Here is an 11,060-nt window from a genome sequence, read left to right on the forward strand (position 1 = left end):
CGCCCGAAGGGCCAGTAGGCTGCCTGGAAACGACAGGGGAGCGCCCGACAGCGCTGAGAGTGCGGACCACCGCAGACCCTTGAACCTGATCCGGGTCACACCGGCGGAGGAAGTCGAGGCATGATGTTGCGTCTTTCCGGTGCCCACGGGGGCACCGTCCACGCTGGACCGATCGCCGGAGCGCTCTCGGTGGCGTTCCTGCTCACCGGTTGCGGCGGCTCCGGGCCCGGCAGCTCCGAGACCGGCGCGGGCGACCCGTCGGCGTCCGGCACCGTGACTCTCGTGACCCACGACTCCTGGGCCCTCGACGAGCAGCTCGTCGAGCGGTTCGAGGAGGAGTCGGGGATGACCCTCGAGGTCAGCGCGGCGGGCGACGCCGGGACGCTGGTGAACCAGCTCGTGCTCACCAAGGACGCCCCGCTGGGCGACGCCGTGTTCGGCATCGACAACTCGTTCGCCTCCCGCGCGCTGGAGCAGGGCGTCGTCGCGGAGTACGCGCCTCCGGGCCTCCCGGACGGCGCCGAGCAGCTCGGTGGAGCACTCACGCCGGTCGACCAGGGCGACGTCTGCGTGAACGTCGACGAGGCCTGGTTCGAGAAGTCCGGCCTCGAGGTGCCGAGGACGCTGGACGATCTGGCCGACCCCGCGTACCGGGACCTGCTCGTGGTGACCAACCCGGCGACGTCGTCCCCGGGGCTCGCGTTCCTGCTGGCGACGATCGGCGCGTTCGGCGAGGACGGGTTCGAGGACTACTGGGCATCGCTCGCGGACAACGGCGTCAAGGTCGCCGACTCGTGGGAGGACGCGTACTACGTGGACTTCTCGGGTGCCGGCGAGGGCGGAGAACGCCCCCTCGCGCTGTCGTACGCGACGTCGCCGGCGTTCACCGTGAGCGAGGACGGGTCTCGGTCGACCACGAGCGCCCTGCTCGAGACCTGCTTCCGCCAGGTCGAGTACGCGGGCGTGCTCGCCGGCTCCGACAACCCCGAGGGTGCGCAGGAGCTGGTCGACTTCCTGCTGACCGAGGACGTCCAGGCCGCGCTGCCCGAGTCGATGTACATGTACCCGGCGGACCCCTCGGTGCAGCTGCCCGCCGACTGGCAGAAGTTCGCACCCCAGGCCGAGAAGCCGTACGAGGTGGAGCCCACCGAGGTGAGCGAGCACCGCGACGAGTGGATCGAGCGGTGGACCGAGACAGTGCTCGGCTGAGCCGGCGGGGAACCGCGCCGCTGCTGTGGGCGGCAGCGGTCGCCGTCCCGCTCGGATTCCTCGCGATCTTCTTCGCCTGGCCCGTGGCCGCGCTCGTGGTCCGCGGCTTCGTGCCCGAAGGCGCGGTCGACCTCAGCGGCTTCACCGAGGTGCTCCAGCGCCCGCGCACCTGGCGGCTCGTCGGGTTCACGCTGACCCAGGCCGTGCTCGGCACCGCCTTCTCCGTGCTGCTCGGCCTGCCGCTCGCCTACCTGCTCTACCGGCGCTCGTTCCCCGGCCGCAGCCTGGTGCGCGGGCTCGTCACCGTGCCGTTCGTGCTGCCGGCCGTCGTGGTCGGCGTCGCGTTCCGCACCCTGTTCGCGCCCGGCGGCGCCCTCGGGTTCCTCGGGCTGGAGGAATCCCTGGCGGGGATCGTCATCGCCCTCGTCTTCTTCAACGTGTCGGTGGTGGTGCGCACCGTCGGCGGGCTGTGGGAGCGACTCGACCCCCGGACCGAGCAGGCCGCCGCGTCGCTCGGGGCCGGACCCGCACGGGTGTTCCGGACGGTGACGCTGCCGTCGCTGGCGCCCGCCGTCGCGTCGGCGGCCTCCGTCGTGTTCCTGTTCTGCGCCACGGCGTTCGGCGTGGTCTTGGTGCTCGGCGGCGCGCGCTACGGGACCATCGAGACCGAGATCTGGACCCGAACCACCCAGTTCCTGGACCTGCGGTCCGCCTCGGTGCTCTCGATCATGCAGCTCGTGGTCATCACCGCGGCCCTCGCCGTCTCCGCCCGGGCGCGCCGCCGACGTGAGGCGGCACTGCGGCTCGTCTCCTCGCGCGGTGCGGCCCGGCCCCTGTCGTGGCGGTCGCCGCAGGACGTCGCGACGGCACTGGTGGGCGCCGCGATCGTCGCAGGGCTCATCGTGCTGCCCCTCGCCGGGCTGGTGACCCGTTCGTTCCGCGAGCCCGACGGGACGTGGGGGCCCGGCAACTACGTCGCCCTCGGCACCACCGGCGAACGGAACGCACTGGTCGTGACCGTCTGGGAGGCCACGGCGACGTCGCTGCGGATCGCGCTCACCGCGACGGTCATCTCCCTCGTCGTCGGGGGGCTCGTGGCGCTCGTGGTGTCCCGCAGGCCACGTTCCGTCGGCGCACGCCGCGCCGTCGGGACGCTCGACGCGCTGTTCATGCTCCCGCTCGGGGTGTCCGCCGTGACCGTCGGCTTCGGGTTCCTCGTCACCATGGACCAGCCGGTGCTCGGCGTCGACCTACGGACCTCCGGGCTGCTCGTCCCTGTGGCGCAGGCCGTCGTCGCCGTACCGCTCGTCGTGCGCACCGTGCTGCCGGTGCTCCGGGCGATCGACCCCCGGCTGCGCGAGGTCGCCGCGGTGCTCGGCTCCGGACCGGGCCGCGTGCTGCGCACCGTGGACCTGCCGATCGCCCTGCGCTCGGTCGGGCTTGCCACCGGGTTCGCGTTCGCCGTGTCGCTCGGCGAGTTCGGCGCCACGTCGTTTCTCGCGCGGCCCGACGGCGCCACCCTGCCGGTCGTGATCTACCGCCTCATCGGGCGGCCCGGCGCCGAGAACTACGGGATGGCGCTCGCGGCGTCGGTGGTGCTCGCCGTGCTGACCGCGACAGTGATGATGGTGGCCGAGCGGCTGCGCGACGAGCGCGCCGGAGGGGAGTTCTGATGGCGGGGCTGGAGGTCCGGGACGTCTCGGTCCGGTACGGGGGCGCCGGCGGCGTCACGGCGGTGGACCGGGTGTCGCTGACCGTCGAGCCCGGCGAGGTCGTGGCGCTGCTCGGCCCCAGCGGGTGCGGCAAGTCGTCGCTGCTGCGCGCGGTGGCCGGGCTGGAGCCGCTGTCGGGGGGCCACGTCGTCTACGACGGCGAGGACCTCACCGGTGTGCCGGTGCACAGGCGCCGGTTCGGGCTGATGTTCCAGGAGGGGCAGCTGTTCCCGCACCGGGACGTGCGGCGGAACGTGGCGTACGGGCTGGAGGTCCAGGACCTGTCCCGGGCGGAGCGCGACGCCCGCGTGACCGCCCTGCTCGACCTGGTCGGGCTCGCCGGCTACGAGGCGCGGGCCGTGCCCACGCTCTCCGGCGGGGAGCAGCAGCGCGTCGCGCTCGCGCGGGCCCTGGCCCCACGGCCCCGCCTGCTCCTGCTGGACGAGCCGCTGTCCGCCCTCGACCGCCAGCTCCGCGAACGGCTGGCGGGCGACGTACGGGCGGCGCTGGTCGAGACCGGGACGACGGCGGTGTTCGTCACCCACGACCACGCCGAGGCGTCCGTCGTGGCCGACCGGGTGGGCGTGATGGACAAGGGCCGCCTGCTGCAGGTCGCCCCGCCGGACGAGCTGCGGGCGGCCCCGGCGACGGACCGGGTGGCGGAGTTCCTCGGCGCGACCGCCGCGCGGGACCGACCGCAGTAGGGGGCGCACCCGCCTGAAGGACCGGTCGGTGCGGTACCGCAGACCGATGTCCTGGGGGCCGGTACCCGGGAGGCTGGCTCCAGGCACGACGGACGTGCCGAGGAGGAGGAACTCCCATGACCGAGATCTCAGCAGCCCGCCGCCGGTGGCCCGCCTGGGCGGTGCCGTTCGGTGCGGCCGTGGCCGCCGTGGCGGTGTGGTTGATCGGAGCGGCGCTCGGCGCGAATCTCGAGGCGCGGCTCGGCGCGGAGGTACAGGCCGTCTCGGTGGTGGCGATGGCGGTCGCCGCGCTCGCGGCGGGCTTCGCCGGCTGGGGCGTGCGAGTGCTGATCGCGCGTCTGGTGCGCGGCGGCGGTGAGCTCGTGTGGTTCGTGCTGTGCGGCGTCGTGCTGCTCGCCTCCATGCTGGGTGCCATCGCGGGCACCACGCCCGGAGCGGTCGTGACCCTGGTTGTCGCGCACGCCGTGGTGGGGGTCGTCATCGCGCTGGGTCTGCGCAGGACCGGGCAGCGTGTTACGGCCGCGTCAATTCCCGTCTAGATTCGACGCATTCCGGGTGAATCTTCTCTAACCTCTCAGTAGCCCAGGCACGCCGGCCCTGGGTGCTCCGAGGGAGGACGCTCGATGAGACTTCGCACGAGACTCACCAGGACGGCGCCCGCGGTCGCCGCGGCGGTCATGCTCGCCATCGCGGCGAGCACTCCCGCTGCGACGGCGGTCGCCGATCCCGTCACGCACGCCGATCCCGTCACGCACGCCGATCCCGTCACGCACGCCGATCCCGTCACGCACGACGAGAACGAGCGTGTGCCGGAGGGCGCGGCGTGGACCGAGGCGTACTTCCCGTCGTCGGGCGGCGTCGAGCTGCACGCCGACATCCTGCGGCCCGCCCACCTCGCCCCGGACGAGCGGACGCCCGTGATCCTGTCGATCGGGCCGTACTTCGCGCATGCGGGGCAGACCGGTCCGGAGGGCTGGGACGTTGTCGGACCCTCCGCGCGGTTCCGGGACTTCGTCGACGGCGCCGCCCTCATGGCGAACGAGTACACGTTCGTCATGGTCGACCTCCGCGGGTTCGGTGGCAGCACCGGCTGCCTGGACTGGGTGGGACCGGGCGAGCAGGCCGACATCGGCGCCGCGATCGAGTGGTCCGCGAGCCAGGAGTGGTCGACGGGCGACGTCGGCATGTACGGCAAGTCGTACGACGCCGTCACCGGGCTGGCCGGCAACAACCTGGACCTGGAGCCGCTCAAGGCGGTGGTGGCCCAGGAGCCGCTGTGGAACATGTACAACTACCTCTGGAGCAACGAGGTCGCCCGGCCCAACGTGACCGGGACGCCCCAGGCGTACAACTCCATCGCCACCATGGCACCCATGGCGGGCGACGACGAGCGCTACGCCGCGAACGCCCGCTACGAGGACCAGCACCCGGAGTGCCTGGCCGACAACCTGACGGACGCCGACGAGCCCGACCTCGAGTCGGAGTACTGGGACGCCCGCAACCTGGCCGACGATGCCGTCGGCACGAACACCCCGCTCTTCGTGACCCAGGGCTTCGTCGAGCCCAACACCAAGCCCGAGGACATGCAGGTCTTCCTCGACAACCACACGGGCGTGGAGCGTGGCTGGCTCGGCCCGTGGGACCACGTCCGCGGCAACGACACCGTCGCCGACGGGCGGCTCGCCATGGGGCGCGAGGGCTTCTTCGACGAGGTGCTGCGGTTCTACGACGAGTTCCTCAAGGCTGAGGCCCCGGCGGTCGAGGACCCGGCGTACGCGATCCAGGACAACACCGGGGCCTGGCGCGCCCAGGACACCTGGCCCGAGGTCGACCGCCGCACCGTCGCACGGCTGGGCACCGGGGCGTACGTGGACGACGGCGGGGCGTCGTCGTCGGCGGACCGGCCCCGTGCCGGGGCGCAGGTCGAGCGCTGGGACATGGAGCACGCGCCGGAGCCGCCCGGGCTCCTCGGGCAGAGCCGGCCGCTCGCGGCGCACGCCGGATCGTTCTACCTGACCTCCTCGAGGCCGGTGACCGCGGACGTGCGGATCACGGGCACGCCCTCGGTGGCGTTCCGCGCGAGTGCGCGGGGAGAGGTGATGGTGCGGCTGTGGGACGTCGCGCCCGACGGCACGGCGACCATGTTCGACGAGAACGTGGCGCTCATCGAGCGGCGCGGGGAGGTGTCGTTCGACCTGAAGTCGACGGACTGGACCCTCGCGGAGGGTCATCAGCTCGCCGTCCAGATCGGGACCATCCTGTCCCGTGGCTGGCTGTCGGAACCGTCCGGCAACAGGGTGTCGGTGACCGGCGCCACGCTCTCGCTGGACCTGCAGGACCCGGGCGAGGACGCTCCCACCCAGGGTGAGCCGGCGCCGTACCTGGAGCGCTACCTCGCCGCGAACACCACCACGCTGCCCGGCGTGGGCGGGGGCAGGTTCGTCCTCCACCCGTGACGGTCCGGGTCCCGGCGGGCTCGACCCCCTCGGTGGTCGAGCCCGCCGCGGCCCGCGGGCGTTGGCTACCGTGCGGGCATGGCTCCCCACAAGACTCCCGACATCGACGCCCTGATCGAGGACCTGCGGACGCTGGTCGAGTGCGAGTCACCGTCGTCGGACCCGGACGCGCTGGCCCGGTCGGCCGACCTCGTCGCCCGGCTGGGCGCCGCGCGCCTCGGCGCGGAGCCCGAGCGGCTCGGCATCCACCTGCGATGGCGGCTCGGCGGTCCCACCCGTGTCCTGGTGCTGGCGCACCAGGACACGGTGTGGCCGCTCGGCACGCTCCGCACCCATCCGTTCGTGATCGAGGACGGCGTGCTGCGCGGGCCCGGCAGCTTCGACATGAAGACCGGGCTCGCCATGGCGTTGCACGTGCTCGGCTCCCTCGACGACCGGACCGGCGTCACCCTCCTGGTGACCGGCGACGAGGAGCTGGGCTCGCCGTCGTCCCAGGCGCTCATCGAGGACGAGGCGCGCGGCGCGGACGCCGCGCTCGTGCTGGAGGCCTCCGCCGACGGCGGAGCGCTCAAGCTGGAGCGCAAGGGCACCTCCATCTACCGCGTGCTGGTCAAGGGCCGGGCGGCGCACGCGGGGCTGGAGCCCGAGAAGGGCGTGAACGCCTCGGTCGAGCTGGCGCACCAGGTGCTCGCGGTGGCCGCGCTGGGCGACCCGGCGATCGGGACCACGGTGACGCCGACGGACGCCACGGCGGGCACCACGCGCAACACCGTCCCGGCCGACGCGTCGTTCGCCGTCGACGTCCGGGCGCGGACGGTCGCCGAGCAGCAGCGGGTCGACGCCGCCCTGCGGTCCCTCGCACCCGTGCTGGCCGGCGCCGTCGTCGAGATCGAGGGCGGGATCAACCGCCCGCCCCTCGAGCGCGCGCTGTCCGCGGACCTGTTCGCGCGCGCGTCGCGGATCGCCGCGGTGGCCGGGCTGCCGGCACTCACCGGGGTGGCGGTGGGTGGGGCCTCCGACGGCAACTTCACCGCGGGGGTCGGCACCCCGACGCTGGACGGGCTCGGCGCCGTGGGTGGTGGCGCGCACGCCGACGACGAGCACGTGCTGGTCGACCGGATCGCCGACCGCACGGCGCTGCTGCGCGCCCTCCTGCTGGACCTGACCAGGACCACCTGACCCGTTGAGTGCTGGATGTTCGCCCCTTTTTCGGCCTCGACAGGGCGAATATCCAGCACTCAACGATCGTCAGGGGCCGAAGCTGGTCGCGCCCCACGGGCTGGCCGGCGGGCGGGGCTGCCTCGCCACGAACGTCGCCCGCGCCTGCTGCATGACCCACACCAGGTACTGCCGCTGCTGCTCGAGGCCGTGCGGGTCGAGGTCGCGCTGCGCGCCGGCCCGCTGATGCAGCAGGGCGAGCTCGGTAGCGGCCTGCTGGTAGTCGGTCATGGCGCGCTCGGACTGCTTGCCGCCCACCGACCGGGCCCACCGCCGGGCCGCCCGGCGGCCGGGCAGCGTCGACAGCATGCGCAGGTCGTCCGGCGTGACGATGCCGACCGGCCCGTACAGCGGCAGGTAGTGCCCGATGAGCTGGACGATCCGGCGACGGTCCCGCGCGAGGACCACGATGACCACCACCAGCACGGCGAACCCCACGAGGTACGCACCAGCGAGGCCGAGCAGGCCGAACTTCGTCGAGCCGTTCCACAGGCTGTGGAGAACTATCGCGCCGAGCAGCCCGTACAGGGGCGCTCGGCGGCGGGTGCGGCCCGGCCCGGACAGGGCGGCCACCGCCACACCGATACCCGTCATCGCCGTGCACAGGGGGTGCAGCAGCGGCGAGACGATGGCCCGCAGCACGAAGACGTACCCGAGCTGGTCCACCTCGACGGCGTCGATGAAGTACTGGATGTTCTCCGTCGCCGCGAAGCCGAGCCCCACCATCGCGGCGTAGATGACACCGTCGGTGGGCCCGTTCAGCTCCTGCCGCCGCCACCACAGCATGCTGAACAGGACGGCGCCCTTGAGCAGCTCCTCGACCACCGGAGCGCCGAACGTCGCGACGACGTACCAGCCCTCCTGCTCGCCGGTCAGCTCGGTCTCGGTGAGCAGCGACAGCCCGAGCGTGTTCAGGATGCTCGCGAACAGCGCCGCGACCCCCGCGCCCCAGAGGAACGCGAAGACCAGGGCGTTCGGCGGCTCCGGCTCCAGCCGGTCCAGCGCGAGCACCAGCGGCAGCCAGACGGCGACCGGGAGGATGGCCAGCAGCAGCCCGACGACGAACGAGGCGCCGCCCGTCACGGCGTCGAACGTGAGGATGACGAGCAGGCAGACGGAGGCGAAGACGATCCCGAGGATCACTCCGACCGAAGCCCGCCCGGGCGCGCGCCCCTGCAGGATCGCACTGGGATCGATTGCCATGCCTGGGACCCTACCGACTCGGTCCCGCGAGGGCCGGGCGACGTGCTGCCCCCCGCGCACGGCTACGCTGGCGTCGTGCCCCAACGTGTCGCGCTCGAGCTCGCTGTCCAGGACCCGGCCGGGGCGGTGATCGCTGCCGACGTCGGTGCCCGGCGCGTCGAGCTCTGCTCCGCGCTCGGCGCCACGGGTGGCCTCACCCCGAGCGCCGCGCTCATCGAGGCGGTGATCGAGGCCGCGGCGGTGGTGCCGTCGTCCGACACCGCGCCGATCCTCGAGGTACACGTGCTGGTGCGGCCCCGGCCGGGCGGGTTCGTGTACTCGCCCGCCGAGATCGATCTGATGCTCCGGGAGGTCACGCTGGCCGTCGACGCGGGGGCCGACGGTGTGGTGCTGGGCGCGCTGACGCCGTCCGGCACGGTCGACGAGGCGCGGACGGGCGACCTGATCGCGGCGGCCGACGACGCCGAGGTGACGTTCCACCGGGCGATCGACATGGTCGCCGACCCGCTCGCGGCCCTCGACACCCTGGCCGAGCTCGGCGTCGCGCGGGTGCTCACCTCCGGCGGCGCGGCCCGCGCGGGCGCGGGGCTCGACCGGCTGGCCGCCCTGGTCGCGCGCAGCGCGGACCTGGGCATCGAGATCATGGCGGGCGGCGGGGTGACCGTCGCCGACATCCCTGCCCTGCTGGGCGCCGGAGTGGACGCGGTGCACCTCTCGGCGAGGCGTTCGGTGGCCGACGCGGGCGGGCCCGGCGGCGGTGGCGACGCCGGGTACGAGGTGACCGATCAGACACTCGCCGAGGCTGCGGCGCAGGCGCTCCGCACTACGGTTGTCCCATGACCTCAGAGCCGGCCCGTCTGCCTGTCGATGCCACCACCACCACTGCCTGGGGCTCTCTCAGCGAGCTCTCCAAGAACCTGCAGCCGAATCTGCGCGGCTGGTTCGCCGCGGACCCCGGTCGCGCCCAGCGGTTCAGCCACCAGGCCGCCGACCTGCACGTGGACCTGTCGAAGAACCTGGTCACCGACGAGGTGCTGGCCGCGCTCCTCGCCCTGGCCGACGAGGTCGGCCTCACCGAGCGCCGGGACGCGATGTTCGCGGGCGAGCACATCAACGTCACCGAGGACCGCGCCGTGCTGCACACCGCGCTGCGCCGTCCGTCGGACGAGCCCCTGACCGTCGACGGCCAGGACGTCACGGCCGACGTGCAGGACGAGCTCGCCAAGGTGTACGCCTTCGCCGAGCAGGTCCGTTCCGGCGAGTGGACCGGCGTGACCGGTGAGCGTGTCCGCACCATCGTGAACATCGGCATCGGCGGCTCCGACCTGGGCCCCGTCATGGCGTACGAGGCCCTGGAGCCGTTCGTGCAGGACGGCCTGGAGGTCCGGTTCGTCTCGAACATCGACCCCACCGACGTCGCCCAGAAGACCGCCGACCTCGACCCCACCACCACGCTGTTCATCGTGGCGTCCAAGACGTTCGGCACGCTCGAGACCCTCACCAACGCACGCCTCGCGCGCGACTGGCTGTGGCGCTCGCTCGTCGCCGTCGGCGCCATCGAGGACTCCGAGGAGGGGCGTGCCGACGCCGTCGCGAAGCACTTCGTGGCCGTGTCCACCGCCCTGGACAAGGTGGAGGCGTTCGGGATCGACCCGGAGAACGCGTTCGGGTTCTGGGACTGGGTGGGCGGCCGCTACTCCGTCGACTCGGCGATCGGTACCTCGCTGGCCGTGGCGATCGGCCCCGACGCCTTCGCCGAGCTCCTGGCCGGGTTCCACGCGATGGACGAGCACTTCCGGACGGAGCCGCTCGAGCGCAACGTGCCGGCCCTGATGGGGCTCCTCAACGTCTGGTACGTGAACTTCCGCGACGCGCACACGCACGCCGTGCTGCCGTACGCCCAGCAGCTGCACCGGTTCCCCGCGTACCTGCAGCAGCTCACCATGGAGTCCAACGGCAAGTCGGTGCGCTGGGACGGCACGCCCGTCACGTCCGACACGGGCGAGATCTTCTGGGGCGAGCCGGGCACGAACGGGCAGCACGCGTTCTACCAGCTCATCCACCAGGGCACGCGCCTCATCCCCGCCGACTTCATCGCGGTGGCGAACCCTGCCTACCCGCTGGCCGACGCCGTCGGTGACGGTGCTGCGGTCGAGGCCGGCGCCGACGTGCACGGTCTGTTCCTCGCGAACTTCTTCGCGCAGACCAAGGCGCTCGCGTTCGGCAAGACGGCGGACGAGGTACGGGCGGAGGGCGTCGCGGAGGAGCTCGTCTCGGCGAAGGTGTTCGGCGGGAACCGGCCGACCACCTCGATCCTCGCTCCCGCGCTGACCCCGTCCGTGCTGGGCCAGCTGATCGCGCTGTACGAGCACATCACGTTCGTCCAGGGCATCGTGTGGGGCATCGACTCGTTCGACCAGTGGGGCGTGGAGCTGGGCAAGAAGCTCGCCCTGGAGATCGCCCCGGCGGTCGCCGGCGACGAGGCGGCCCTGGCGGCACAGGACCCGTCCACGGCAGCCCTGATCGCGAGGTATCGCGAGCTGCGCGCCTGAGTCCTG

Annotated in this window: 9 protein-coding genes and 1 riboswitch; of the genes, 8 read left to right on the top strand and 1 reads right to left on the bottom strand. The window is 73.0% G+C overall.

Going from position 1 to position 11,060, the window contains the following annotated elements; all coding sequences use genetic code 11:
* Positions 1-24: 24 nt before the first annotated feature.
* Positions 25-129, top strand: a riboswitch (TPP riboswitch).
* The 6 genes from ACYVK7_RS03695 to ACYVK7_RS03720 all read left to right on the top strand — a co-directional run bounded on the left by ACYVK7_RS03695 (position 124) and on the right by ACYVK7_RS03720 (position 7,260).
* Entirely contained in the window at positions 124-1,209 is a 1,086-nt protein-coding gene (locus tag ACYVK7_RS03695; RefSeq protein ID WP_460886562.1) for a thiamine ABC transporter substrate-binding protein, read from the top strand. Its footprint overlaps the riboswitch before it by 6 nt.
* A complete protein-coding gene (locus tag ACYVK7_RS03700; RefSeq protein ID WP_460886335.1) occupies positions 1,185-2,882 on the top strand; it encodes an ABC transporter permease in 1,698 nt (565 codons plus the stop codon). Before ACYVK7_RS03695 ends, ACYVK7_RS03700 begins: the two co-directional genes overlap by 25 nt.
* Positions 2,882-3,625 carry an ABC transporter ATP-binding protein gene (locus ACYVK7_RS03705; RefSeq protein ID WP_460886336.1) on the top strand — a complete coding sequence of 248 codons (744 nt, stop codon included), beginning with the start codon at positions 2,882-2,884 and terminating at the stop codon, positions 3,623-3,625. The genes ACYVK7_RS03700 and ACYVK7_RS03705 overlap by 1 nt, the downstream gene beginning before the upstream one ends.
* Positions 3,626-3,741: 116 nt before the next feature.
* A complete protein-coding gene (locus ACYVK7_RS03710) occupies positions 3,742-4,164 on the top strand; it encodes a DUF6069 family protein (protein ID WP_460886337.1) in 423 nt (140 codons plus the stop codon).
* Between the two features lie 84 nt (positions 4,165-4,248).
* Complete coding sequence (locus tag ACYVK7_RS03715; RefSeq protein ID WP_460886338.1) at positions 4,249-6,081, top strand: CocE/NonD family hydrolase; 1,833 nt, start codon at positions 4,249-4,251, stop codon at positions 6,079-6,081.
* Positions 6,082-6,159: 78 nt separating this feature from the next.
* The gene (locus ACYVK7_RS03720; protein WP_460886339.1) at positions 6,160-7,260 is read left to right on the top strand and encodes a M20 family metallopeptidase; all 1,101 of its coding nucleotides are present in this window, start codon (positions 6,160-6,162) and stop codon (positions 7,258-7,260) included.
* A gap of 69 nt (positions 7,261-7,329) precedes the next feature.
* On the opposite strand, the gene ACYVK7_RS03725 is transcribed toward ACYVK7_RS03720, so the two are convergent.
* Positions 7,330-8,502 carry a PrsW family intramembrane metalloprotease gene (locus ACYVK7_RS03725; RefSeq protein ID WP_460886340.1) on the bottom strand — a complete coding sequence of 391 codons (1,173 nt, stop codon included), beginning with the start codon at positions 8,500-8,502 and terminating at the stop codon, positions 7,330-7,332.
* 75 nt (positions 8,503-8,577) lie between these two features.
* Between ACYVK7_RS03725 and ACYVK7_RS03730 the strand changes: the two genes are divergently transcribed.
* Both ACYVK7_RS03730 and pgi read left to right on the top strand, forming a co-directional pair.
* Complete coding sequence (locus ACYVK7_RS03730) at positions 8,578-9,342, top strand: copper homeostasis protein CutC (RefSeq protein WP_460886341.1); 765 nt, start codon at positions 8,578-8,580, stop codon at positions 9,340-9,342.
* Positions 9,339-11,054: a glucose-6-phosphate isomerase gene (gene pgi, locus ACYVK7_RS03735; protein ID WP_460886342.1), complete on the top strand. Its 1,716-nt coding sequence runs from the start codon at positions 9,339-9,341 to the stop codon at positions 11,052-11,054. The genes ACYVK7_RS03730 and pgi overlap by 4 nt, the downstream gene beginning before the upstream one ends.
* Positions 11,055-11,060: the final 6 nt, after the last annotated feature.

The organism is Promicromonospora xylanilytica, assembly GCF_054782895.1.

What these genes read in the sequence shown, in the direction of transcription:
- pgi (WP_460886342.1), top strand. Translation starts at nt 9,339, where the DNA reads ATGACCTCAGAGCCGGCCCGTCTGCCTGTCGATGCCACCACCACCACT.
- ACYVK7_RS03715 (WP_460886338.1), top strand. Translation starts at nt 4,249, where the DNA reads ATGAGACTTCGCACGAGACTCACCAGGACGGCGCCCGCGGTCGCCGCG.
- ACYVK7_RS03725 (WP_460886340.1), bottom strand. Translation starts at nt 8,502, where the DNA reads ATGGCAATCGATCCCAGTGCGATCCTGCAGGGGCGCGCGCCCGGGCGG.
- ACYVK7_RS03710 (WP_460886337.1), top strand. Translation starts at nt 3,742, where the DNA reads ATGACCGAGATCTCAGCAGCCCGCCGCCGGTGGCCCGCCTGGGCGGTG.
- ACYVK7_RS03705 (WP_460886336.1), top strand. Translation starts at nt 2,882, where the DNA reads ATGGCGGGGCTGGAGGTCCGGGACGTCTCGGTCCGGTACGGGGGCGCC.
- ACYVK7_RS03720 (WP_460886339.1), top strand. Translation starts at nt 6,160, where the DNA reads ATGGCTCCCCACAAGACTCCCGACATCGACGCCCTGATCGAGGACCTG.
- ACYVK7_RS03695 (WP_460886562.1), top strand. Translation starts at nt 124, where the DNA reads ATGTTGCGTCTTTCCGGTGCCCACGGGGGCACCGTCCACGCTGGACCG.